The organism is Thermohahella caldifontis, from assembly GCF_041153465.1.
Classification (GTDB): Bacteria; Pseudomonadota; Gammaproteobacteria; order Pseudomonadales; family Oleiphilaceae; genus Thermohahella; species Thermohahella caldifontis.
Genome location: NZ_CP154858.1, coordinates 827,322 through 852,513, shown reverse-complemented (window position 1 = coordinate 852,513; position 25,192 = coordinate 827,322). Strand labels below are relative to the sequence as shown.

The following is a 25,192-nucleotide window of genomic DNA, read 5'->3' as shown; positions in this document are numbered from 1 at the left end:
TTAACCCTGGAGCAGCTGCAAGACCTGCTGCGGCTGACCGTTGGCCTGAGCGAGAATGGACAGGCCGGCCTGTTGCAGTACCTGAGTCCGGCTCAGTTCGGCCGTTTCGGCTGCGAAGTCCGCATCCCGGATGCGGCTGTTTGCTGCCTGAAGGTTTTCCGCCACAATGGCCTGGTTGGCCACGGTGGATTCAAAGCGGTTCTGGATGGCACCGAGCTGGGCGCGCTGGAAGTTGATCTTCTGCAGGGCGTTGTCCACTGCCGCAAGCGCCTTGATGGCTCCATCCACGGTGGAAATGTCCACATCCCGGATCAACTGGCCGTCTGTGGCGGAGCCGTAAGCGCCCACTTCAAATCCGGCATTGCTGATATTGCCGGTCAGGGTGTCAAGCTGGATCTTGCCGGCTGAAAGCAGTGTGACTGAACCCCGGGCAGAGGTTCCCCCGCTGAGCCCCACATTTGCAGCGGTCAGGCCCGTAAAGTTGTTGACCAGTACATTGCGGCCATCGTCAGCGATCAGGCGGAAGCTGTTGCCAAAGGCTTCGGCCCGTACACCCGACTGGCCGGATTTGTTGTTGACGGCAGTGACAATGGTACGTTGAACATCTGCGGTGCTGTCAGCAGCCGACCAGGCCACATTAATGGTGACACCATTGACGTCAAACGATCCGCCGATTGCCGAGCCAACACCCCCGATGGAGGCATCGCCATTGAGAATGGAGGCGTTTACGACGGCGGTCACGCCCGTCTGATCTGCAACTTTATTGATGGCTGCAGCCTTGGCAATGGCGCTCTGTGCCGGACTGGTAGCAGTCGGTGAGGCGCTGTCATCCGAGGCCAGGCTTGGTCCGACCGGCACGCCATTGATGACGAGATCGCCGGTGGCCATGGCTGCCGCAGGTTGTTCCTGGCTCACCAGGCCACTGTTACTGCCACTGAACGTGCCGACCTGCAGTCCTGCGTTCTTGATTGTGCCGGTTGTGGTGTCGAGCTGGATGTCGGACCCGTCTGTCGAAACGAGAGTGAATGTTCCGGCATAAGTCTGGCTTGCGGATGCGCCGCCACTGGTTGCCAGTCCATAGGCACTGGTGTCGTTGGTACCATCTCCTGTCAGGATAATATTGCGGCCATCTGCGGCAACCAGCTGAATGCCCTTCGTGGGGTTGCCATCGAAGATTGCGGTTACGCCGGTTTGACCGGATTTTTCATTGATTGCGGAGGCTACATTTTCCAGGTTCACTTGGTCGGACAGTAACTTTGACACGCTTACAGAGATACTGATCCCGTTTATCTTGATATTCCCGCTGATATCTGATGCCGGAGTAGAGAATTTTGTTCCCCCAACAGAGTTCTGGTTCACAATTGCCTTAACACCGGTCTGCTCGGTGACCTTATTAATGGCTGCCGCTTTGGCGATGGCACTGCGCTCATTGTCCAGGTTGGAAAAGCTGTCGTCCACGCCCGTTGAAGCGGGTACTGCGATCCCATTGATGACGAGGTCGCCTGCACCCAGGGCGTAGGTTGGTGCAGTGGGGGTGCCGGTTGTAAAGGAAACCGGGTCGGAGCTGATACCGTCGTTGAGTGCGGTCCCCAGTTGATCGGTGGTAGCGCCGTTGATGCCGAAGGTGACGGATTCGCCTTCATTCGGGCCAATCTGGAAGGTGACATCGGTAAAGGTGCCATCCAGCAGTTTGGTGCCGTTGAAGTTGGTCTGGTCAGCGATGCGCTGGATTTCTTCCTTGAGCTGCTGAACCTCTTGGTTCAGTGCCTCTCTGTCAATGGCGCTATTCGTGGCGTTGGCGGACTGCAGGGCCAGATCCCGGATGCGGAGCAGGTTTTCGGTCATGGCACCCAGCGCCCCTTCGGCCGTCTGTGCCAGTGATACGCCATCATTGGCATTTCGGATGGCGACATTGAGGCCGCGTACCTGTGAGGTGAAGCGGGTTGAAATGGCGAGGCCTGCGGCGTCGTCCTTGGCTGAATTGATTCGCAAACCGGAGGACAACCGCTGCAGAGCAATCTGGTTGGCGGCCTGCGACCGATCGAGGTTGCGCTGGGCATTCACCGAGGCGATGTTGGTGTTGATGATCTGAGGCATGATGTTCCTCCTTACGTTATCTTGAACCCGAAGGCGGTTTGCCAAAACCAAAGCCAAAGCCGTGCCAATTTTGATTGGAATGACCTAATGCGCTGTTTTTAAAAGGTCTCAAGATTCAGGGTGTGGGGCGATACAACCCCGCTTTGCCGCCCGAGTGACGGGATTCAGGCAGGGGATTGCCGCCCCGAAGGTTCACAATCTGTTACATAAAACCGGCCGAAAGGCCTAAAGTCCGGCAAAAGGTGGCCGCTAATAGGGGCAACAGGTGATGCGCGTAAAGTCCTTTCCGGACGCAGGCGTGTCTCCCAAATGACCCAACAACAACGGGTGAACCAGGAGAAGCAATCATGCCCCAAGTCATCAATACCAATATCGCGTCCCTGAACGCGCAGCGGAATCTGAGCAACTCTCAACGGCTGGGCGACAGCGCACTGCAGCGTCTGTCCTCCGGTTTGCGAATCAATTCAGCCAAGGACGACGCCGCAGGTCTCGCCATCTCCACACGTTTTGAAGCGCAGACGCGAGGCACCTCAGTGGCGATCCGGAATGCCGGTGACGGTATTTCCCTGGCGCAAACCGCGGAGTCTGCGCTGAACTCCATGGTGACCAACCTGCAGCGGATTCGTGAACTGGCGCTGCAATCAGCCAACGACACCAACACTGGTCTTGACCGGCAGGCGCTGCAGCAGGAAGTCAGCCAGTTGGTGGACGAGGTCAAGAATATTGCTGAAAAAACCAACTTCAACGGCAAGAAATTGCTGGATGGTTCCTTCCAGAATGCCGTTTTCCAGACCGGTGCCAACGTGGGGGATACGATCAAGGTCAGCGTGGGCAAGCTGGATACGACCACTCTGGGTTCTGCAGAGGCAGCGGGTATATCTTCCAATGTGAGTGGGACTGGTTTGGATGCATCGAGTGCGAGCCTCGCCCTCTCTTCCGGTGATCTTGTCATCAACGGTGTTGCCGTGGGGTCCTCGGCAGGTACGGATGATACCGCCTCGGCTTACCTGAAGTCGTCGTCTGCCATTGCCAAGGCGGCTGCCATTAACAAGGTGAGTGACCAAACCGGCGTTACTGCAGTTGTCAATGCGAACACTGTCGAAGGCACTAATGTTACTAACATTGGTACTGCGGCATCAGAGACCGTCAAGATAAATGACGTGAGCATTACGCTGTCTGTCAGTGCAGCTTCGACGCTCGAGGGTGTCAAGACCGAGCTGCAGGGCGTGGCTGACCAGATTAACAGCAAAAAGGACCTGACCGGTGTTTCCGCCAGTGTTGTTGCGACAGACACCGGTTTCAGGGTCGACCTTACGGCAGAAGATGGTCGTAATATCACGATCAACCCGGCGACCAACAATGCGACGACTTATGGTCTGGCTGCAGGTGCGAACGGTGTAGATACGACTTATCTGGGAAATATTACGCTCGTTAGTGAAGATGGGTCCGATATTACTTTGTCATCCAATACCGGGAATATCGACTCGGTTGGTTTTGAAGAAGGTACCTATTCCGGCGTGAACGGTGGTGTGGTCGGTGATGCTTCAAATACGGCAACATCGGCTAGCAACGCTGGCCCAAGGGCAGCGCTTGTCGCAGGTGATCTTACGATAAATGGTGTGGATGTTGGTGCGACTTTGGCGACAGACGACACTGCTTCTTCCACAGAAAATGCGACTTCAGCTATTGCGCTGGCTGCTGCAATAAATCGTGTATCTGATCAGACAGGTGTCACGGCCAAGGTAAATGCGACTACAGTTTATTCTGGTAAGGTGACAGCGGTAGGAGCTTCAACAGCCTTTTCTATTCAAATCAATGGGGTACAGATTTCAGGCACTACCACAAATGATGTGGCTGCAAACCAAGCAACCATTATCGACGCAATAAACGCGAAAGCAGGACAAACAGGAGTACGAGCCGAAGCGCTCGGTTCGGACCAATATAAGTTGGTCGCAGACGACGGCCGTAATATTGATATAGTGGCAGGCACCCCGGGTGACACCGGGTTATCTACAGATACGACTGTGGGTTCTGTAACTCTGGAGTCCGCCGGTCAGTTCACTCTGGGCACCAAGACAGGAGATATTGAAAAATCTGGCTTGAGGGTTGGCACTTATGGTGGCGGCGAATTTGGCCAGAAACTGTCTGACATCGACATCTCGACAGTCGATGGTGCCAACAAGGCCGTCCAGGCGGTGGACAACGCCCTGAAGACCATTACGTCCAAGCAGGCGGAACTGGGTGCCATTCAGAACCGCTTCCAGAACACCATTTCCAACCTGGAGGCCCTGAGTGAGAACCTGCAGGCTGCGAACAGCCGGATCCGTGATGCGGACTTCGCGGCGGAAACCGCCAAGCTGTCCAAGGCGCAGGTACTGCAGCAGGCTGGTATCTCCGTGCTGGCGCAGGCGAATGCACGGCCGCAGCAGGTGCTGTCGCTGCTCCAGTAAGGAGTTGACGGGCAGCTCGCTCCCGGAAGCCGGTCAGGGTAACCTGGCCGGCTGAAGGCACAACGGGCGCAGCGAGGTGATTTATGAATGATCTGAAGTACACGGATCTGGGCAACATGACTCTGGCAGGGCGGGGGCGTCTGAGCGCTCCTGCCCCGTCGGCCGTTGCGCAGCCTCCGGATCAAACGTCACCGGCCCGGGCGCAAGACGTACCTGCACCATCAGCAAAACCGGACTCACCGGATGCTTCACAGAGTGCCGTGGCACGGGAGAAAGCGCAGATCGAGGATGAACGGCAGGCCCTGAAAGAGGCGGTCAGTCATCTCAACGAGTATGTGCAGACCGTGCAGCGGGACCTGAAGTTCGAGCTGGATGATGCATCCGGCAAGACGGTGGTGACGGTGGTGGATCGCCAGACGCAGGAAGTCATACGGCAGATACCCGATGAGGTAGCGCTCAGGTTGGCGCGTAACTTGCAGGATGAACAACCGGTAAATCTGATCAGCACTTCGGTGTAGATCGCGGCAAGCCGAAACACATTTTTACAAAACGGGGCAAAGTTTTGCCCCCTCTTGCCGATAAGATATTTACCAGGGTTCATCCTGTTTTCGTTTTTGGGGGTTCGGTATGGCGAACATTTCTTCCATCGGCATCGGTTCGGGCGTGTTGACCAGTGATCTGATCGACAAGCTGGCGGCTGCCGAGCGCGAACCCACCGAAAAGCGGCTTGATGCGAAGGAAGAAAGCATCAATGCCAAACTTTCGGATCTGGGGCGCATTCAGAGTGCGCTGACGGATCTTCGCATTTCTTCACGGGTGCTGGCGCAGCCGGAGGCGGTCAACAGCCGCATCGCAACCAGCGGTTCTTCGGCCATCAGTGTGACGGCATCGGAAAGTGCGGCATTGGGCAGTTACAGCATTGGTGTTTCCCAGCTGGCAACCAACCATTCCATCGCCAGTGAGGTGGTGGCAGACGCCAACACCACGACCCTCGGCACCGGTACGCTGGCCATTACGGTTAACGGTACCACCAGGAACATCACCATCGACAATTCCAACAACACCCTGCAGGGCATTGCCAACGCCATCAATGGTGAAGACGGGCTCGGCGTCAGTGCGAGTGTTGTGAATACGGGCAGTGGCTATCAGCTTTTGCTGACCTCGGAAAATTCCGGAGCGTCCAATGCCATCAGCATTTCCGTGACGGACAACGACGGCAATAACACGGATACATCCGGCCTGTCCCGCTTCAGTTTTGACGCGACCCAGAAGAACATGACGGAAATGGTTGCGGCAAAGGATCTCAACTTTACGCTCAACGGTATCGCCATCAGCCGCAGCAGCAATACGGTGGACGATCTGCTGGAGGGTCTGAGCTTTACCTTCACCGGAGAAACCACCTCACCGGCAACCGTTCAGGTGAGCCAGGATACGGACAAGGTCGTGGAGCGGGTTCAGGACTTTGTGGACAAATACAATGCCCTGAAGGATATCCTCAACGAGGTGACGGATTTCAATACCACGAGCGGGGAAGCGGGCAACCTGCTGGGCAACTCTGCCGTGCGTACCATCGAGAACCAGATTCGCAGCACCCTGTCCAGCCCGGTGAAGGGCCTGGAAAGTGCCCAGGTGCGGGCACTGAGCGAGCTGGGTATCACCAGTAACAAGGATACGGGCAAGCTGGAGCTGGACAGCTCGGTACTCAAGGCCAAGCTGGCACAGGCGCCGGATGACGTGACGGCCCTCTTTGCCGATCAGGGGCGCACGGATGATCCCCAGGTGAAGTTCGTGCGTGCCACGTCCAAGACGGTACCGGGCAGCTATGCCATCGAGGTGACCCAGATGGCCACCCAGGGCAGTCTGGCCGGCAGTGTGGCCCTCTCCGGCTCGACGGTGATTGATGCCAGCAACGATACGTTCAGAATCAAGGTGGATGGCACCGAGTCCGGTACCATTACGCTGACCCAGAATACCTATTCCAATGCGGCGCTGGTGACGGAGATTCAGAAGCAGCTGGATGCGGATTCTTCCCTCAAGGCGGCCGGAAAGACCGTGAAGGTGTCTCTGGATTCCAGCAATCAGCTGGTGTTTACCTCCGGAACTTACGGTAGCAGTTCCAAGGTGGAAATCACTGCGGTGGATACCAATACCGCCTCCACCCTGGGAATTGCCGTGGGCACCGGCACGGATGGGGTCGATGTGGCCGGCACCATCAATGGCAAGGCGGCCACCGGGCAGGGACAGCGGCTGATTGCCGCAGAAGGCGATCCTTCCGATGGCATTGCCGTGGACATTGTTGGTGGAACGACCGGCCCGCGCGGAAAAGTGACCTATATTGAAGGGGTTGCCGAGCAGCTGATTGACGGGATCAACGGCATGCTGACCGTGGACGGTACGCTGACCGCAGCGATGGAGACCTTCAACAAGCAGTTGTCTCTGATTGCGGAAGAGCGTTCAAAAATGGAGGCCCGTATCGAGGCGCTGACCACACGGTTGGCTAAACAGTTTACGGCAGCGGACATTGTGATTTCCAACCTGAAAAGTACGGAACAGTTTATCAGTGCGCAGCTGGATGCCCTGACCGGGTCGTCGAAAGATTAAAAGAGGTGGAGCAGATATGATGAATGCAGTATCCCAGTATCAGGCGGTCAACAGTCAGACCAGTATCGTGGATGCTGACCGTCACAAGCTGATTCAGCTGCTGTATGACGGTGCACTGGAGCGCATTTCCATGGCCCGGGCACAGATTACGGCGAAGAATTACGAGGGCAAGAACCGCCTGATCAACAAGGCCATTGAAATCATTGGTGGTCTGCGCGGCTTTCTGGACAAGGAGAAGGGCGGCGAACTGGCCGACAATCTGGATGCGCTCTATGACTACATGGAGCGGCGCCTGTTCGAGGCCAATCTGAAAAATGATGTGGCCATTCTCGAAGAAGTGGCCGGGCACCTGCGTCAGATTCGTGATGCCTGGGCAGCCATCCGTGAAGAGGCGCTTGAGCAGGGGCTGGTCTGAGGCCCCTGCATTGCTTCAGTGACCGGCCAGTACCTGCAGGTGCTGGTCCACGCTCTCGGCCAGCGCCTTGAGGTTGTAACCCCCTTCCAGTATGGACAGCACGCGCCCGCGTGCGCTGCTTTTTGCCACATCCATGATGAGACGCGTGACCCAGGCATAGTCCCTGGCCGTGAGGCGCAGGTCTCCGAGCGGATCCAGCTCGTGGGCATCAAATCCCGCCGAGACAAAGATCATCTGGGGTTTGTGGTCCTGCAGCCGGTGCAGCCAGTCCCGTTCCACCGCGCGCCGGAAACCGCGACCGTCCGTTCCTGCCTCCAGCGGCGTGTTGACGATGTGTTCCTGCTCCATGAAATAGTGGCTGTTGGGGTAGTGGGGATGCTGGAATGAGGAACAGACCAGTACCCGCGGATCGTCCTTGAAAATATCCATGGTGCCGTTGCCCTGGTGGACATCGAAGTCAATGATGGCAACCCGCTCCAGTGCGTGATAGTTGAGTGCACGCATGGCGGCGATGGCGACATTGTTGAAGAAGCAGAATCCCATGGCGCGGTTGCGTTCGGCATGGTGGCCGGGCGGGCGGGTGGCGCAGAAGGCGGTATCGAATTCGCCGGACAGGATGGCGTCCGTGGCTTCCACTGCCGCACCGGCAGCCAGGAAGGCCGCACGGAGGGTGTCGGGCATGATGGCGGTGTCCGGATCCACGAAGACCCGACCCTGTGGCGGCTGGATCAGCTCGAGCTGGGTAATGTGGCTGTCCGGGTGAACCTGGGCGATCAGTTCGCGCTGGGCTTCGTCCGGGCGGACAATGACCAGTTCGTCCAGCAGTGCGCTGTCCTGCAGCTGATTGAGTATGGCGGCAATACGGAGGGGACTTTCCGGATGTTCGGGCCCCATGTTGTGTTTTTCACAGTCCTGATGATGGAACAGCGCTGTGGTCATGCCCGGTGTCCTTGTTGTTGTCGTTGTCCTGTAAATTACCCGGCGAAGCTGACAGGGGTCAAGGTCTTTGACCTTCGACCTGAGTAGGATAAGCTGGTCTGACCTCATCTGACCAGGGTACCCGATTGTGAGCACGCGACATCTGGACCGCCTCTTCAATCCCCAATCCATCGTGATTCTCGGGGCATCCGAAAGGGCCTCTAACCTTGGCGGGATGGTTCTTCGCAACCTGATGGCCTCGGATTACAAGGGGCGCCTGGCGGTGGTGAACGAGAAATACGATGAGGTGCACGGCATCCCCTGTTATGCACGGGTACATCATTTGCCGTTTGTGCCGGATCTGGCCATTATCTGTACGCCGCCGGAGACGGTGCCCAAGATGGTGGACAAGCTGGGCAAGCACAAGGTGCGGGCCTGCATGATTCTTACCGGAGGGCTGTCCCGGACGCACAGCCGCAGCGGCCGGCCACTGATGTACTCCGTCCGGGACATTGCAGCGCGCTACCGGATGCGGGTGCTGGGCCCCAATACGGTGGGCTACATGAGCGCGCACCGGCACATCAATGCCACCTACCTGCACATGGGGGTGCTGCCGGGCAAGATTTCCTATATCGGCCAGTCCGGTACGGTGGCGGGTGCGGTGGTGGACTGGGCCCTGCACCGGGAGGTGGGCTTCTCCCATCTGGTGACCCTGGGGGATGGCATTGACGTGGATCTGGATGATCTCGTGGATTATCTGGCCCAGGACCGAAAGACCCAGGCACTGCTGCTGCATATCGAGAACATTCCCAATCCAAGGCGCTTCATTTCGGCGGTGCGTTCGGTCAGTCGCGGCAAGCCGGTCATTGCCATCAAGAGCGGCAGGGTGCCCGAGAGCCAGTGGAAGGTGCATGCGCCGCCGCCGGGGCTGACCCAGGTGGACATCATTTATGATGCGGTGCTGCGCCGTGCGGGGATTCTGCGGGTAAACGGCATGGACGAGATGTTCGATGCCCTGGAAACCCTGTCGCGGATGAAGCCGGTACGCAAGCATTCTCTGGCGGTGTTGACCAATGGCTTTGGCCCCGGGGTGCTGGCGGTGGATCGCCTGGCGAGCCTGAAGGGGGAACTGGCGGAACTGGCCCCCGAAACCATCGAAGCGCTGGCGGACATTCTCCCGCCTTACTGGACACGGCGCAATCCGGTGGATCTCAATTACGATGCCGGGCCGTCCACCTACGCCCGGGCAATCGAGATTCTGGAGAAGGACCCGAACGTCTCGAACGTGCTGGTGATGTTCAGTCCGAGTCTGACCGAGGACTCCCTGCAGGTGGCCGATGCGGTCATTCAGGCTGCGAAGCGCAGTTACATGAACATCTTCACCTGCTGGATGGGCTACGCGACCGTGCAGGATGCCCGCCAGGCGTTCTGGGAGGCGGGTATTCCCACGTTCTTCACACCGGACAAGGCCATCAAGGCCTTCATGCATCTGGTCAACCATCAGAAAAGTCAGGAGCTGCTGCGCCAGACCCCGCGTTCCTATGTGAACCCCTGGGTGGACCGTTCCCGGGCGCGCAAGATTGTCATGGCCGCCTTTGACGCCGGCCGTACGAGCCTGACCAATGAAGAGGCGAGGGCGGTGGTTGCCAACTATGGTATCCGAGCGCTGGAAACCCGTTATTGTCAGACACCGGATGATGTGTCCGAAGTGGTGCGGGAGAAGAAGGGGCCGGTCAATATCAAGATTCACTACACCCCCTTGCAGGAGCCGTTTCTGGGTGAAGACAGGCCCCGGCGACTGTTCAATTCCACGGTCCGGCGCGTCAGCGATCCGGACGCGGTCCGCAAGGCCTGCGAGCAGCTGCGTGCGGATGGCGACCGGGTCTTTTCGCCCGAGGCGTTCGTGGGGTATTCGGTGCAGGATGCCATCAAGGATGCAGGGGGGATTGCCTTCAACATCGGGGTGACCCGTGATGAATGTTTCGGGCCGCTGATCCTCTGTGGCGCGGGGGGCGTGCGCGTGAACGTGCTGGCCGACCGGCAGGTGGCGCTGCCGCCGCTCAATCTGACGCTGGCCGAGGATCTGGTCTCGCGCTCGCACATGTACAGGCTGTTGAAAACCTATTCCTACCGGCCGGAGCAGGACAGCCATGCGCTCTGCGAGGCGCTCATCGCATTGTCCCAGCTGGTGGTGGATCTGCCCGTTATCCGTGGCGTGGAAATCGAGCCCCTGCTGTTTGATCAGGAGGGCGTGGTGGCCGTGGACATGGCCATTGATCTCGGACCGCCAATGCGACCGGCCATCGAGCCCTATCCGGAGGAGCTGCGGGAGTGGATCATTTTGCCGCGCTCCCGGCGCAAGGTGGAAATCCGGCCGGTTCGCCCCGAGGATGAACCGGCGCATATCGAGTTCCATTCGAAGCTCTCACCGGAATCCATCCGCTACCGGTTTTTCCATTACCGCAAGCATCTGAGTCATGATGATCTGGTGCGCATGCTGCACATCGACTACGACCGGGAAATGGCATTCATTGCCGTGGCGGATCGGGGCGATGGTACGGAGGAAACGCTGGGTGTGGTGCGCACCTGGACGGATCCGGACAATATTCAGTGCGAATTTGCCGTGATCGTGCGGGATGACATGCGTGGCGAAAACCTGGGCTGGGTGCTGATGCGCAAGATGATCGAGTACTGTACGGAACGGGGCACCATAGAAATGGTGGGAACGGTACTGCCGGACAACAAGCCCATGCTGCGCCTGGCGGAAAAGCTCGGGTTCGAGATCTGCTATGATCCTGAGGAAGAAGTCATGGCCCTGCGTCTGCCGCTCAATGAGCCGGAGGGCTGGCAGAAGGAGCGCCTGGCGGCGCTCCATGGCGAGACAATCAGCGAATGATGTCGGTCTGGTCTTCGCCGCCCAGGGCGTTGACCAGTGAATCGATCAGATGGCTCAGCTCTGCGGTCATCAGTGCCACGTCGGCGTCAAAGCGCACCATCGGATCTTCGTCCGCATGACGGTCAGCCTTGTCGTCCTGATCCAGCGGCCGGATGGCGCGCAGTTTCAGGTCGTCGCCGGCCACGCAGGCGATGCGGTCATCACAGGACAGGGCAAGGCGGGTGACCAGCATGTCGTCGTCCAGGTGGGCCTGAATGGCATCCGCCAGCTGGCCTGCGCCTTTCACCCGGATCACCGTGTCATCGGATTCGGCACGCAGTTCAGCCTGATCCAGCCAGGTCAGGGGTGAGGGCGCAGTCCCTTCCTTGAGCCAGCCGGTGAACAGGGCCGTCGGGGATTCCCGGGTGGCCAGGAGGCGAACCGGCAGACTGCCCAGGGTCTGGCGCAGGTAGCTGGTGAACTCATCGGCACGGCCTGGTGTGGCAGTGTCGAGTACCAGACGGTTGGCTGAGGTATCGATCCAGGCACGGGTGACCTTCTGACGGGTGAAGGCACGCGGGTACAGTTCGATCATCAGTTCTTCCTTGAGCGCATCCTTTTCCTTCTTGCGCAGTTTCCGTCCTTCCTTGTCTTCAATCATGGCGACCCGTTCGGCCAGCTCGTCCTTGACGACGGATGCGGGCAGCAGGCGCTCTTCCTTACGCAGGGCAATGAAAATGTGCGGTCCCTGCTGATAGACGAGCGGACCATCCGCGCCGGGCGCGGGGGAGGTCCAGCCCATGGAAAACGGCTGGGTCTTGCCGCAGGGCTGAAAGGCGGCTTCGGCAAGCTGAGATTCCAGAAGGTCGGTATCCCACTGGACGGGTTTGGTGAAACTGTAAATGCAGGCGTTCTTGAACCACATGGTCTTGGCTATCTCCTCTTCGGGGCACCGATTATGCGCAAAAGCGCAGGCAGATACCATCTTGACAGGCGTTTAGACATTGGTTGTAAGGGGCAACACGGACGGGCCACACAATGGTATTCTCGGGGGCGTGAGGCTATAGTGAGTTCCGATGGGAATGCACAATAAATAAAACAAACACGAGAGGGAGTCCATGAGCGACCATTCAATCTATCCCGTTCCTGCAGAGTGGGCCGAGAAGGCCTGGATCAACAAAGAAACCTATGCGCGCATGTACGAGCAGTCCATCCGGGATCCGGAAGGCTTCTGGGGAGAGCATGGCACCCGCATCGACTGGATCAAGCCCTATACCAGGGTCAAGGACGTCAGCTACGCGCTGGACGACCTCCACATCCGCTGGTATGAAGACGGTACTCTGAACGCCTGCTACAACTGCATTGACCGGCATCTGCCCCAGCGTGCCAACCAGACGGCCATTATCTGGGAAGGCGACGATCCCAACGATGACGCGCACATCACCTACCAGGAGCTGTACGAGAAGGTGGGCAAGCTCGCCAATGCCATGAAGGCCATGGGCGTGAAGAAGGGCGATGTGGTGACCATCTACATGCCCATGATTCCCGAGGCGGCCTATGCCATGCTGGCCTGTGCCCGCATCGGCGCCGTGCACTCGGTGGTGTTCGGCGGCTTCTCGCCGGAGGCGCTGGCCGGACGGATCGAGGATGGCAAGGCACGGTTCGTGATCACGGCCGATGAGGGCGTGCGCGGCGGTCGTACCATTCCGCTCAAGAAAAACACCGATGCAGCCTGCGAAATTGCCGAAGGCATGGGCCAGAAGGTGGACAAGGTTCTGGTGGTCCGGCGCACCGGGGCAGACATCAACTGGGTGGATGGCCGGGATGTCTGGTATCACGACGCGGTGGCCGAGGCCGCTGTGGAGTGCCCGCCGGAAGAGATGAGTGCCGAAGACCCTCTGTTCATTCTGTACACGTCCGGTTCCACCGGAAAACCCAAGGGCGTGCTGCACACCACCGGTGGTTACATGGTCTATGCCTCCATGACGCACCAGTACGTCTTCGACTATCACGACGGTGATGTGTACTGGTGTACGGCGGACGTGGGCTGGATTACCGGTCACTCCTATATCGTCTATGGCCCGCTGGCCAACGGTGCCATCACGCTGATGTTCGAAGGCGTGCCCAACTATCCGGATGCGTCCCGCTTCTGGCAGGTGGTGGACAAGCACAATGTCAACATCTTCTACACGGCGCCCACGGCCATCCGTGCCCTCATGCGTCTGGGCGACGAGCCGGTGAAGAAGACCAGCCGTGCCTCGCTGAAACTGCTCGGCTCGGTGGGTGAGCCCATCAACCCCGAGGCCTGGGAGTGGTATTACAACGTGGTGGGTGAAAAGCGCTGTCCGATTGTGGATACCTGGTGGCAGACCGAGACCGGCGGGATTCTGATCACGCCGCTGCCCGGCGCCACGGATCTCAAGCCCGGTTCGGCCACGCGTCCGTTCTTTGGTGTGCAGCCGGCACTGGTGGACAATGATGGCAACATTCTGGAGGGTGCCACGTCCGGCAACCTGGTGCTGCTGGACAGCTGGCCGGGACAGATGCGTACCGTGTACGGTGACCATGAGCGCTTCAAGCAGACCTATTTCTCCACCTACCCGGGACGCTACTTCACCGGTGACGGGGCGCGGCGTGACGAGGACGGTTACTACTGGATCACCGGGCGTGTGGATGACGTGCTGAACGTCTCCGGGCACCGTCTGGGTACGGCCGAGATCGAGAGCGCACTGGTGGAGCATGAGGCGGTTGCGGAAGCGGCAGTCGTGGGCTATCCCCATGACATCAAGGGGCAGGGCATCTACTGTTATGTGACTCTGACCGTCGGCTTCGAGCCTTCCGAGGCACTGGTGGAAGAGCTCAGGCAATTTGTCCGCAAGGAAATCGGCCCCATTGCCACACCGGATATCATCCAGTTTGCGTCCGGTCTGCCCAAGACCCGTTCCGGCAAGATCATGCGCCGTATCCTGCGCAAGATTGCCTCCAACGAAACAGACGCTCTGGGTGACACATCCACGCTGGCGGATCCCAGTGTCGTGGACGAACTGATTGCCCACCGGGCGAACAGCTGACCACGGATCGTTCCAACCCCTTGAGCCCCGGCCGGTGCCGGGGCTTTTGCGTTTGCGGCGGGGGCTCCCTATAATCGCGCCATGACCGGAACCCTGACTCTTTTTCTCCTGGGAACCCAGGGCTGTCACCTGTGTGAGCAGGCAGGAGACGTGGTGCGTGAAGTGGCTGAACATTTCACCCGCCATGGTGTGCCTGTTCAGCTGGTTGGTGTGGATATTGCCGATCACGATGACTGGGTGGCCACCTACGGAACCCGGATTCCCGTACTGTGCAGCCGCTGGCCTTCGCCATCCGGTACTCAGGAGCTGGGCTGGCCGTTTGATCAGGCGGATGTTTATCACTTTCTGCAACAATACCTTGCGTCGGAAACTTCATGAAAATTGTCATTTCACCTGCCAAGACTCTGGACTATGAATCCCCGTGGCATGCGCCACAGACCACCTTGCCCAGATTGCCGGAGGACAGCGCAGAACTGGTCGATGTGCTGCGCAAGCTCGCTCCTTTTGAAATCAGTGCCCTGATGGGAATCAGTGACAAACTGGGTGAACTGAATGCAGAGCGCTTCCAGCGCTGGCAGTGGCCTTTCCCCGAAGGGGAGGCCCGGCCCGCCATCTTCGCCTTCAAGGGGGATGTCTATACCGGACTGGAAGCGGAGACGCTGTCGGAAGAAGGGCTGCTGGAGGCTCAGAAATCCCTGCGGATTCTCTCCGGCCTGTACGGGTTGTTGCGGCCGCTGGATCTGATGCTGCCGTATCGCCTGGAAATGGGTACCCGTCTTGAAACCCCGCGCGGCAAGACGCTGTACGCGTTCTGGGGTGACCGGATCACGCAACTGCTGAAGTCGGACATGGCGGCGGACGGTGACAAGGCATTGGTCAACCTGGCGTCCAACGAGTACTTCAAGGCGCTGAAGCCGAAGCAGCTTGGCGTACCGGTGATCACTCCCGTCTTCAAGGACCTCAAGGGGCGGGACTACAAGATTGTGAGCTTCTGGGCCAAGAAGGCCCGGGGCATGATGACCCGCTTCATTCTGGACAATGGTATTGACGATGTGGACGGGCTGCGCGACTTCAATGTGGGCGGCTATGTCTTCAATCCGGCCATGAGTGATGACACCACGCTGACGTTCACGCGCGACCATCCGGATCAGTGAAAGTCCCGTGACCGGGTGTGCAGGTCGGCCAGCCATGCGCTGCGGTCCACCAGCCGCCCGGCAATCACGTGAATCACTTCACCTTCCTTTTCCACGATGCCGTTCACTTCCAGCAGCCGGGCGGTCAGCAGGGGTTTGCGCTGTGCCCGGGCGGTATTCAGCCAGACCACCACGTTCACGAATCCGGTTTCGTCTTCCAGGGTGACAAAGGTGACCCCGGAAGCCGTGCCCGGACGTTGGCGTCCGATCACCAGTCCGGCTACCCGAACCCAGCTGCCGTGTGACTTTTCACTCAACTCACTGGCCTTCAGGCAGCGATGCAACTTGCCCTGTTGTCTCAGCCAGGCCAGTGGATGGGGGCGCAGGGAGAGGCCGAGACTGGCGTAGTCTTCCACCAGTTCGCGGCCCGTATCCGGTTGCGGAAGCTGCCAGGTGGATCCTTCTGTCGCAGGTGCCAGCGGTCTGGGTGATTCGAGCCCCAGCACTTCCCAGCGGGCCTGATAGCGATGCCCGGTGAGGCTGTCCAGGGCACCTGCCGAGGCCAGTGCTTCCCATTCCCGGGCGTTGAGCCGGACGGTCCGGGTGACGTCGGCCAGGGTGTTGAAAGGAGCGCGGCTGCGGGCTGTCTGCAGTCGCTCTGCCGCGTCCCGCCCCAGCCCCTTGATCAGCCTCAGGCCCAGGCGCAGGGCCGGTCCTTCCGGTGTCTCTTCCAGGGTATGATCCCAGTGGCTGACACGGACATCCACGGGCAGCACCGTCACGCCATGGCGCCGGGCATCCTGAACCAGCTGGGCCGGGGCATAGAAGCCCATGGGCTGGCTGTTGAGCAGAGCGCAGCAGAATGCCGCCGGGTGATGACGCTTGAGCCAGGCGGAGACGTACACCAGCAGGGCAAAGCTGGCGGCATGAGATTCCGGGAAACCGTATTCCCCGAATCCGGCGATCTGCCGGCATAACTGCTCTGCAAAGGTGGTGCTGTAGCCATTGGCCAGCATGCCATCAATCAGCTTGCGCTGGTGTTGCTCCAGATTGCCGTGTCGCTTCCATGAGGCCATGGCCCGGCGCAGCTGATCCGCTTCGCCAGCACTGAAACCGGCCGCCACCATGGCCAGCTGGATGACCTGCTCCTGAAAGATGGGGACGCCCAGGGTACGTTCCAGCACGCGCCTGACCGCCTCATTGGGATAGGTTACCGGCTCCAGACCCTGACGGCGTCGCAGGTACGGGTGCACCATGTTGCCCTGTATGGGTCCCGGCCGGACAATGGCGACCTGAATGACCAGATCATAGTAGCAGGCAGGACGCAGGCGCGGCAGCATGCTGGTCTGGGCGCGGGACTCCACCTGAAAGACACCCATGCTGTCCCCCGCGAGAGCATGGCATAGACTTCCGGGTCTTCTGCCGGAATGGTGGCCGGCGAGAGTGGCGTATGCCGGTTGCGGTTGATCAGATCCAGCGCCTTGCGGATGGCGGTCAGCATGCCCAGGGCCAGAATGTCCACCTTCATCAGACGCAGTGCCTCGATGTCGTCCTTGTCCCATTGAATGACGGTGCGGTCGGGCATGGCCGCGTTTTCTATCGGCACCAGATCACTGAGACGGTCCCGGGCAATGATGAAGCCGCCCACATGCTGGGACAGGTGGCGCGGAAACCCGATCAGGGTGCAGACCAGCGCCGTGAACTGCTGGCCGGTCTGTCCCAGCGGGGCGGTCATCCGGCTCAGTTGTGCGGTCCAGGGATCTTCCGTGTCCCGCCGGTCCAGCTGACTGAGCAGTTGCTCCGCCAGAAGGGGGTCCAGCCCCAGTGCCCGAGTAACGTCCCGGATGGCGCTCTTGGCCCGCCAGGTGATGACCGTGGCGGTCAGCGCAGCCCGCTCGCGTCCGTATCGGGCATAGATGTACTGAATCACTTCCTCGCGCCGTTCATGTTCGAAATCCACGTCAATGTCCGGGGGCTCGTTGCGTTCCTTGGAAATGAAGCGCTCGAACAGGAGAGAGACCCGGGTCGGGTCCACTTCCGTGATGCCTAGGCAGAAGCACACGGCAGAGTTGGCTGCCGATCCGCGGCCCTGGCAGAGGATGCCCCGTTTGCGGGCAAAGCAGACAATGTCGTAAAGCGTCAGGAAGTAATGGGCGTAGCGCAGCTCCCGGATCAGGCTCAGCTCGTGTTCGATCTGGCGCTCAACCGCCTCGGGCACGCCCTGCGGGTAGCGCCGTGCCGCGCCCTTGCGGACTTCGTGGCGCAGCCAGGCATCTGCCGTGTAGCCCGCCGGCACGACTTCCTCCGGATAGGCGTAGCTCAGTTCATCCAGCGAGAAGGTGCAGGTGCGGGCAATGTCGAGGGTGCGGGTCAGCAGCGCGGCCGGGTACAGGCGGGCCAGCTTGCTGCGTGGGCGCAAGTGACGCTCGTCATTGGGGTGCAGGGCCAGCCCGGCTTCACTGACACTGCAGCCCAGACGAATGGCAGTCAGCACATGCTGCAGGGGCAGGCGTTCCCGGTCATGCATGTGAACATCCCCTGCAGCTACAAGCGGCAGTCCCACCTGTTCGGCAAACCGGATCTGCGCGGCCAGACGCCCGGAATCTCCGGCCAGCAGCAACCGCTCATGGAGCAGATGCAGACGCCGGGGAAAGGCCAGGCACAGGGCTTCGGTCCAGTCGGGCGGTGCCGTCAGGGCATCGGGTGTCGGACGCCAGAGCAGCTGGCAATGGGTGAGCGGCATCTCCAGCAGATCCTCCGGGGCAAAGGCATAGTTCCCCTTGTCAGCCCGGCGGCGACAATGGGTAATGAGCGTGCAGAGCTGAGCCCAGCCGGTACGGTCCTGTACCAGCACCACAAAACAGTGCCCCGCATGGTGGAATTCTGCACCGCAGATGAGGTGGAAGCCCAGCTCCCGGGCAGCAACATGGGCCCGGACGAGGCCGGATACGCTGGCCTCGTCGGTGATGGCCAGCGCCGCATAGCCCAGTGAATGGGCTCGCTCCACCAGCTCTTCCGGATGGGAGGCGCCGCGCTGGAAGGTGAAGTTGCTGACACAATGCAACTCGGCGTAGCCGGGCTGTGATTCAGCTGAACCAGCCATGGATGAACCAGTGTCCGGACGGCGTGTGAAAGGCCCAGCACAGGCGGCCATCATCCAGCCGGGCCAGATAATAATCGCGTTGCACCGGTGCGTGATCCCACCAGCCGCACACCAGCCGCTCCGGGCCCTCCAGACGCTGGAGACGCGTGTGCGGAACCGGCATGGGGTGGGGCAGCAGGGCCAGCGGTCGCGGACTGTCGTCAGGCGGTAGCTTGGCAAGCTGACCATCCAGGGTGCCTGCCCGTTCGGGCCGGTGATCCGCATGGCGGCCCAGCCTGTGCAGTCGCTGATTGCCAAGCCGCGTGTGCAGCCGTGCGATGAGCTGATGAATCCGGGTCAGCGGGGAGGACGTCGGGCCAAACAGATCATCGGTCTGCGCTGTCCGGGGCTGGAAATCGCCGGTACTCAGACGGACTGTCCGGACCGGCGCCGGCAGCACCAGGCGTTCGAAGCGCAGCTGGCACAGTGACAGCCAGTGCTCGGCGCGATGCGTGCCGAACGGACGTTCCAGTGTGAGTGTCATCGGCGAACCACGACGCAGGGTCAGGGTAAGGGTTATGCGGCTGACCTGACAGGCCCGCAGGTGCAGACACTGTTCCAGACCTGCCAGCAGACGCCGCAGCGGAAACAGCAGCGCCTGAGCATGCTCGATGTCTTCCGGCAGCTCCAGATACTGATCAAAGTGAGGTGGCGGTTCGAACACGTTCAGCGGTTCCCGTTCACGTGCCATCAGCCGGCGCAGCAGGGTCAGCAGTTCCGGACCGAAACGCCGCCCCAGCTCGCGTTCAGGAATGGCGCAGAGTTGTTCAAGGGTATCCAGACCGGTACGCAGCAGGTTTTCCACGGTACGGTCCGGCAGCGGCAGGGCGGTCACCGGCAATCGCCTTGCCTGCTGCTGCAGTGCCGGCGCGGAGGTGGTGGCCAGTCCCATGCCCTGTTGCGCCAGCACTTGTGCCTGGGCAGGCGTGGTACCGGTGGCAGGGTGAAGGCGATAGCCCATGTCGCGGAAATAGCCGGCGACCTGCTGCCAGTAGCTGTCCAGACCGCCGAACAGCCGGAGCAGGCTGGCACACTCCATCACCAAGGTCGTGCCTTCGGGCACGCAGACCTGGTCACTGAACTGCAGCGCATGCTCTGCCAGTGTCTCCATGACCTGCTGCCGTTGCTGCGGTGATGCGGTCAGGACGACCAGCGCATCGGCCAGACTGCGTGCGCTGACCAGCGACAGGCCGGGCCGGATACCCAGCGCCTCACTGTTGGGGCAGGCGGCCACAACGCGTCGCTGCACGGTATCGGCCAGCACACAGGGGCGCGTGCGAAGTTCCGGCATGCCATGCCGCCAGGTGTCCAGCACCGGCTCTTCGAAATGCAGTGCCATATAAAGTTCATCGGGTTGCATGATTTTCTTCAAGCGTTACCTCAAATGGCAATCCGCCACGCTGCCGGGTTACCTGAATCCTCAGTCTGCCCTCCCTGCGCCTGACAATCAGGCGCAGCTGCGCCGGAGAGGGTTGAGCGAGATGCTGTTCCGGCCGGAAAAGAATCGTCAGCGCGTGGCCCTGTTCCGCGGCCAGTTGCAGGCGTCGCAGCCCGGTGCCATCCAGTCCCGGCAACCAGGCGAGAATGAGTGTGCACAGGCCCGAGCGCAGCCCCTGTTCCACCACCCACAGGGCATCGGCAGACCGGGCTTCGGGCAGCACCCACTGACGTGCCAGATCCAGACCGGCCTGCTGCAATGCCGGTGAGAACGGGCGGAAGGGCGGAGTGACCCAGAGACTGATACCCGGACTTCCGGATTCCAGGCGCCTGAATGCCGGCACAAAGAGACTGACCTCGCCGTGCCCGGGTTCCGAAGCCACCTCGATGAGCCCCTGCTCCGGCCATCCGCGCCAGACCAGATGTGCATCCAGTGCAGGCCAACCGGTAGAGATACCGGATCTCGGTGAATGTGAATGACGGGCATACCAGACAGGATGCCGTGCCATCAGGAAAGACAGGTCAGCTCGCATGAAGATACTGTACAAACAAACAGTATTGCGAGTCAACTTCGCAGCTGGCGTCTCCCCATTTTTTACCCCGGCCCCGTGGCGAGAGAACCATTTCGGGCAAACAAGTCATCAATCAGACTTCGTGTTTTTCGTTTGCGCCAAAGTGGCCAGAACAGCACCCGTGCACCTCTGAACAGGTTCTGCCATCCCTTGAGCAGGCTGTAGAACGGGAACTTAAGCGCCTTGTCCGGCTTTTGCCGGCGTGAACTTCTGATCAGACAGCTATCCCGGTCCTGCCAGACGGCAAGCAGTCCCCAGGCCAGACTCGCCAGCGCAACCAGATTCTGAAGTGTGGTGAAGCGCCGTGCCGGTACAGACTCCAGCGCAAAGCCCTGCTTGGTAAAGCGGTAGCCTTCCTCGCAGGCCCAGCGGTCCATGTAGGCATGTATCATGCGCTCTCCCTGTCGCCTTCCGCGCACCGGACGCGTGGTAACCAGCACCAGAGGCTCCGGGCGGTCATGGCGGACGACAATCATCCACAAGGGGCTGTCCGGATGCTCTCGCAGCATCACCCGGGTGATACCAAACCTGACGCGGGGGCCTCCCCGTCTGAGCTGCCCCTGATGCTTCAGCGGCAGTTCACGGGCAATCTGCTGCGCTGTTTTATGGCGGTCCCGCCAGCACCAGTAGCGCTGATTGGCCGCTCTGACCAGCACCTGGCGCTCACACCGGATCCAGGCATCCCACAGGATGCCCCGGTCGCCTCCCCGGTCTATCACCCAGAGCAGATCCTTCCGGATATGCCGGCTCACTTCATCCATCACCGAGAGAATGTCATGGTTCTCGCTTCTGAATGCCGTGCGCCGCGGGGTATTCAGGCGGGTCAGCAACGGCAGCGTCTTCCCGCGCCGGACATCCCGTGCCACCACGGTCATCAGCGGATATCCGCCGACAATTTCTCCGGTATCGCCGTCCCTGACGCGGCCCCGCCATTCACTTTTCGGTGCGCCGTCACGGTTCAGATCGCCCGGATCAATGGCCAGGATCATGTCCTGCGTGACGTGCCGGCTGACGTGCGCAAGCTGCACCTGCTCTGCGGCCCAGGCCACTTCACTGTGTCCGGCCAGCATGCGGGAGATGCGCTTCTGGGTATGGTGCAGTCTGCATGGCTCATTGAGTGTGCGGGCAATCTCTGCCTGCGTGAGGGAACCGGAAGTGAGGATGCCGAAAGTGACCTCTGCCATGAGTTTTCTCACAGGCCGTGTGATCTGTTCAGGTGCCTGGTCAATCAGGCTGCAGAGGCGCTGGCGTCTCCCCATTTTTTCAGAAGGCGCCATTCAACCTTTTGACTTTAAAGGGAAAAACGTGATGTGGTAACGGAATCGGGGTTTCCCTCCAGGTACAATGTGATTGCCTATAAGTCACTGAACCCAAAGGAAAACCCCGATGCCTTACCATGCCACAGATCGGACAAAATGGAAAGCCCGCCTCTGCAGCCTGATTGACCAGGCACCTGAACAGATCACACGGCCTGTGAGAAAACTCATGGCAGAGGTCACTTTCGGCATCCTCACTTCCGGTTCCCTCACGCAGGCAGAGATTGCCCGCACACTCAATGAGCCATGCAGACTGCACCATACCCAGAAGCGCATCTCCCGCATGCTGGCCGGACACAGTGAAGTGGCCTGGGCCGCAGAGCAGGTGCAGCTTGCGCACGTCAGCCGGCACGTCACGCAGGACATGATCCTGGCCATTGATCCGGGCGATCTGAACCGTGACGGCGCACCGAAAAGTGAATGGCGGGGCCGCGTCAGGGACGGCGATACCGGAGAAATTGTCGGCGGATATCCGCTGATGACTGTGGTGGCACGGGATGTCCGGCGCGGGAAGACGCTGCCGTTGCTGACCCGCCTGAACACCCCGCAGCGCACGGCATTCAGAAGCGAGAACCATGACATTCTCTCGGTGATGGATGAAGTGAGCCGGCATATCCGGAAGGATCTGCTCTGGGTGATAGACCGGGGAGGCGACCGGGGCATCCTGTGGGATGCCTGGATCCGGTGTGAGCGACAGGTGCTGGTCAGAGCGGCCAATCAGCGCTACTGGTGCTGGCGGGACCGTCATAAAACAGCGCAGCAGATTGCCCGTGAACTGCCGCTGAAGCACCAAGGGCAGCTCAGACGGGGAGGCCCCCGCGTCAGGTTCGGTATCACCCGGGTGATGCTGCGAGAGCATCCGGACAGCCCCTTGTGGATGATTGTCGTCCGCCATGACCGGCCGGAACCTCTGGTGCTGGTTACCACGCGTCCGGTGCGCGGAAGGCGACAGGGAGAACGCATGATCCATGCCTACATGGACCGCTGGGCCTGCGAGGAAGGCTACCGCTTTACCAAGCAGGGCTTTGCGCTGGAGTCTGTGCCGGCACGGCGCTTCACCACACTTCAGAATCTGGTTGCGCTGGCGAGTCTGGCCTGGGGACTGCTTGCCGTCTGGCAGGACCGGGATAGCTGTCTGATCAGAAGTTCACGCCGTCAAAAGCCAGACAAGGCGCTTAAGTTCCCGTTCTACAGCCTGCTCAAGGGATGGCAGAACCTGTTCAGAGGTGCACGGGTGCTGTTCTGGCCACTTTGGCGCAAACGAAAACCACGAAGTCTGATTGATGACTTGTTTGCCCGAAATGGTTCTCTCGCCACGGGGCCGGGGTAAAAAATGGGGAGACGCCAGGCAGAGGCGGGCTTTCCATTTTGTCCGATCTGTGGCATGGTAAGGCATCGGGGTTTTCCTTTGGGTTCAGTGACTTATAGGCAATCACATTGTACCTGGAGGGAAACCCCGATTCCGTTACCACATCACGTTTTTCCCCTTAAAGTCAAAAGGTTGAATGGCACCTTCTGAAAAAATGGGGAGACGTCAGAACTTCGCAGTTGAGTCAGGGATAAATGAGGCGTCTTGATGCCTGCCTGTTGACGGTGGGGCGCTGTCCGCGAGCTGATTTCGTCACGCATGTGGTGGGCGGGAACCATAAAAAAGCGCCGACGGAATCGGCGCACAATCAGCCTGGCTTGAAGCGTCACGGAAGACGAGTGAAAAGGTCTGAGCCCTGATCACATGAAAAGCATAGTACAGCTCCGAAGGTGGTCTTAGACGGATTGTGATTAACCGGGAATGCGGATAGACATGCCGGCTATGGACATCAAAAAAAGTTGAGGCCGGGCAGGGGATACAGTACAGTCGGCGGACAGACCGAATCACTTACAACAACAGGGAACGGGAGCCCATCATGCACACACCTGTACGACACATTCTGATCTTTATCCAACTGCTTTTGCTGGCAGGACTGGTCCGGGCCGAACCGCTCACAGGAGACATCATCACCCGCTGGATGGACTCCCAGGAATCCGTCATGGCCTGGAGTGCCAGGCATGAAGCGGAACTCTCCAAATATGACAGTCAGGAGGCGCGCAATCCGCTGGACATGACGGCCGAACAGATGCTGGCACCCGTGCATGCGGCAGGTCTGTACGATGACCTGAAGGGTGTGCTTGGCAAGGCCGGTTTCAGTTCGCCGGAGCAATGGTCAGACATTTCCATGCGCATTGCCCGTGCGGCCATGGCGCTGGAGTTCGAGAAGATGGAAGCCGAGCGGGGCGGGCTGGATGCCCAGCTTCAGGAAGTGGACCGGCAGGCTGGCCTGAGCGCGGAACAGAAGCAGATGATCAAGCAGAATCTGCAGCAAAGCTATGCTATGATGGCCAGCATGGCCAAGGCTCCTGAAGCTGACAAGGCTGCGCTTCGCCCGCACATGGACGCACTGCGCGCCATGATGGCAGCTGCCCAGGGTGGTCAGTAACTGCCTGGCGGGGCTGACTCAGATCAAGGTCTGAGTTGGCTGCAGCGGTCAGGATAGGCGCATGAAGATCCGATGTCTGACCGTTATCGTTGTCCTGTCTCTGATTGCCGGCGGTCCGGCCCGTGCGGATGTGACCGCCCGGGCCACATCCGATGGCAGCTGGCGTCTGTTGTGTACAGCGGGTGGCTGGCTCCTGCAGGGACAGATTGCGCGCGGCGGCCGTCTCTACCGCTTCATGGCGTCTTCCGACGAGCGTCCTGTGGACTGCAACCGAGGGGGAGAAAGCCGGCTCACCTTCCGGGCCATACGTCTGTACCCGCACGCTGTCGCTCCGGACGCCCTGGCAGGCCACCAGAGCGAAATGCCGCCTCCGGAAGAGGTGGATGCGGTGTTGCGCCTGGTATCGTCATCAGGAAACACCCTTCAGCTGGTGTGTGATGCCGGCACGCTGTGCAGGTGGATGCCTTCCGACATATTTCTGGAGTCCTCGCGATGAAATGCCGCAACTGCAAGGCCGAACTCAGTGATGATGCCGCATTCTGTGCACGCTGCGGCATGCCCGTTGACCGTTCCAGAGAGTGGTCTGTCATGGGCGTACGGATCACATTTCCGGTCTGGGTGATCTTGATTGCCATCTTCTGTGCCATCATGATTGTCTGGCTGCCGCGGACTATCCCCGGCTGACACAGCT

19 protein-coding genes and 1 pseudogene are annotated in these 25,192 nt (G+C 60.0%); 12 read left to right on the top strand and 8 right to left on the bottom strand.

The window, feature by feature from the left end; all coding sequences use genetic code 11:
• Complete coding sequence (locus AAIA72_RS04115; protein WP_369602164.1) at nucleotides 1-2,097, bottom strand: flagellin; 2,097 nt, start codon at nucleotides 2,095-2,097, stop codon at nucleotides 1-3.
• A gap of 347 nt (nucleotides 2,098-2,444) precedes the next feature.
• Between AAIA72_RS04115 and AAIA72_RS04110 the strand changes: the two genes are divergently transcribed.
• The 4 genes from AAIA72_RS04110 (at nucleotide 2,445) to fliS (ending at nucleotide 7,563) form a co-directional block, all read left to right on the top strand.
• Nucleotides 2,445-4,547 carry a flagellin gene (locus AAIA72_RS04110; RefSeq protein ID WP_369602163.1) on the top strand — a complete coding sequence of 701 codons (2,103 nt, stop codon included), beginning with the start codon at nucleotides 2,445-2,447 and terminating at the stop codon, nucleotides 4,545-4,547.
• Nucleotides 4,548-4,630: 83 nt separating this feature from the next.
• Nucleotides 4,631-5,065 carry a flagellar protein FlaG gene (locus AAIA72_RS04105; RefSeq protein WP_369602162.1) on the top strand — a complete coding sequence of 145 codons (435 nt, stop codon included), beginning with the start codon at nucleotides 4,631-4,633 and terminating at the stop codon, nucleotides 5,063-5,065.
• 109 nt (nucleotides 5,066-5,174) lie between these two features.
• On the top strand, nucleotides 5,175-7,148 hold the full coding sequence (gene fliD, locus AAIA72_RS04100; protein ID WP_369602161.1) for a flagellar filament capping protein FliD: 1,974 nt from the start codon (nucleotides 5,175-5,177) through the stop codon (nucleotides 7,146-7,148).
• A 16-nt stretch (nucleotides 7,149-7,164) separates the two neighbouring features.
• On the top strand, nucleotides 7,165-7,563 hold the full coding sequence (gene fliS / locus AAIA72_RS04095; protein WP_369602160.1) for a flagellar export chaperone FliS: 399 nt from the start codon (nucleotides 7,165-7,167) through the stop codon (nucleotides 7,561-7,563).
• A gap of 15 nt (nucleotides 7,564-7,578) precedes the next feature.
• Here the strand turns inward: fliS and AAIA72_RS04090 are convergent, their stop codons facing one another.
• Nucleotides 7,579-8,502 (bottom strand): histone deacetylase family protein, encoded by a 924-nt coding sequence (locus AAIA72_RS04090; RefSeq protein WP_369602159.1) that lies wholly within the window; start codon nucleotides 8,500-8,502, stop codon nucleotides 7,579-7,581.
• A gap of 127 nt (nucleotides 8,503-8,629) precedes the next feature.
• Here AAIA72_RS04090 and AAIA72_RS04085 point away from each other — a divergent pair, with 127 nt between their 5' ends.
• Nucleotides 8,630-11,377 (top strand): bifunctional acetate--CoA ligase family protein/GNAT family N-acetyltransferase, encoded by a 2,748-nt coding sequence (locus AAIA72_RS04085; RefSeq protein ID WP_369602158.1) that lies wholly within the window; start codon nucleotides 8,630-8,632, stop codon nucleotides 11,375-11,377.
• Here AAIA72_RS04085 and AAIA72_RS04080 read toward each other — a convergent pair.
• On the bottom strand, nucleotides 11,367-12,281 hold the full coding sequence (locus tag AAIA72_RS04080; protein ID WP_369602157.1) for a recombination-associated protein RdgC: 915 nt from the start codon (nucleotides 12,279-12,281) through the stop codon (nucleotides 11,367-11,369). The genes AAIA72_RS04085 and AAIA72_RS04080 overlap by 11 nt on opposite strands.
• A 193-nt stretch (nucleotides 12,282-12,474) precedes the next feature.
• Between AAIA72_RS04080 and acs the strand changes: the two genes are divergently transcribed.
• From acs to yaaA, 3 genes are all read left to right on the top strand, one after another.
• Nucleotides 12,475-14,427, top strand: coding sequence for an acetate--CoA ligase (acs, locus tag AAIA72_RS04075; protein WP_369602156.1), 1,953 nt, complete (start codon nucleotides 12,475-12,477; stop codon nucleotides 14,425-14,427).
• Nucleotides 14,428-14,508: 81 nt separating this feature from the next.
• Nucleotides 14,509-14,805: a glutaredoxin family protein gene (locus tag AAIA72_RS04070; RefSeq protein ID WP_369602155.1), complete on the top strand. Its 297-nt coding sequence runs from the start codon at nucleotides 14,509-14,511 to the stop codon at nucleotides 14,803-14,805.
• On the top strand, nucleotides 14,802-15,581 hold the full coding sequence (gene yaaA / locus AAIA72_RS04065) for a peroxide stress protein YaaA (protein WP_369602154.1): 780 nt from the start codon (nucleotides 14,802-14,804) through the stop codon (nucleotides 15,579-15,581). The genes AAIA72_RS04070 and yaaA overlap by 4 nt, the downstream gene beginning before the upstream one ends.
• Here yaaA and AAIA72_RS04060 read toward each other — a convergent pair.
• The 5 genes and pseudogenes from AAIA72_RS04060 to AAIA72_RS04040 all read right to left on the bottom strand — a co-directional run bounded on the left by AAIA72_RS04060 (nucleotide 15,575) and on the right by AAIA72_RS04040 (nucleotide 21,895).
• Nucleotides 15,575-16,393, bottom strand: a complete 819-nt coding sequence (locus AAIA72_RS04060) for an OB-fold nucleic acid binding domain-containing protein (protein WP_369602964.1) — start codon at nucleotides 16,391-16,393, stop codon at nucleotides 15,575-15,577. The two genes, yaaA and AAIA72_RS04060, sit on opposite strands and share 7 nt — an antisense overlap.
• A gap of 228 nt (nucleotides 16,394-16,621) precedes the next feature.
• A pseudogene (locus AAIA72_RS04055) lies at nucleotides 16,622-18,663 on the bottom strand (error-prone DNA polymerase); the annotation flags it as partial.
• Complete coding sequence (locus tag AAIA72_RS04050; protein WP_369602153.1) at nucleotides 18,647-20,062, bottom strand: DNA polymerase Y family protein; 1,416 nt, start codon at nucleotides 20,060-20,062, stop codon at nucleotides 18,647-18,649. The pseudogene AAIA72_RS04055 and the gene AAIA72_RS04050, both read right to left, overlap by 17 nt.
• On the bottom strand, nucleotides 20,049-20,672 hold the full coding sequence (gene imuA, locus AAIA72_RS04045; RefSeq protein ID WP_369602152.1) for a translesion DNA synthesis-associated protein ImuA: 624 nt from the start codon (nucleotides 20,670-20,672) through the stop codon (nucleotides 20,049-20,051). The genes AAIA72_RS04050 and imuA overlap by 14 nt, the downstream gene beginning before the upstream one ends.
• Before the next feature lie 62 nt (nucleotides 20,673-20,734).
• A complete protein-coding gene (locus AAIA72_RS04040) occupies nucleotides 20,735-21,895 on the bottom strand; it encodes a hypothetical protein (protein WP_369601481.1) in 1,161 nt (386 codons plus the stop codon).
• Between the two features lie 301 nt (nucleotides 21,896-22,196).
• On the opposite strand from AAIA72_RS04040, the gene AAIA72_RS04035 reads away from it, so the two are divergent.
• The 4 genes from AAIA72_RS04035 to AAIA72_RS04020 all read left to right on the top strand — a co-directional run bounded on the left by AAIA72_RS04035 (nucleotide 22,197) and on the right by AAIA72_RS04020 (nucleotide 25,185).
• Entirely contained in the window at nucleotides 22,197-23,357 is a 1,161-nt protein-coding gene (locus AAIA72_RS04035) for a hypothetical protein (protein ID WP_369600498.1), read from the top strand.
• Between the two features lie 574 nt (nucleotides 23,358-23,931).
• Nucleotides 23,932-24,501: a hypothetical protein gene (locus AAIA72_RS04030; RefSeq protein WP_369602151.1), complete on the top strand. Its 570-nt coding sequence runs from the start codon at nucleotides 23,932-23,934 to the stop codon at nucleotides 24,499-24,501.
• Nucleotides 24,502-24,562: 61 nt separating this feature from the next.
• Nucleotides 24,563-24,997 (top strand): hypothetical protein, encoded by a 435-nt coding sequence (locus tag AAIA72_RS04025; RefSeq protein WP_369602150.1) that lies wholly within the window; start codon nucleotides 24,563-24,565, stop codon nucleotides 24,995-24,997.
• Complete coding sequence (locus AAIA72_RS04020; protein ID WP_369602149.1) at nucleotides 24,994-25,185, top strand: zinc-ribbon domain-containing protein; 192 nt, start codon at nucleotides 24,994-24,996, stop codon at nucleotides 25,183-25,185. The genes AAIA72_RS04025 and AAIA72_RS04020 overlap by 4 nt, the downstream gene beginning before the upstream one ends.
• The last annotated feature ends 7 nt before the right edge of the window (nucleotides 25,186-25,192 follow it).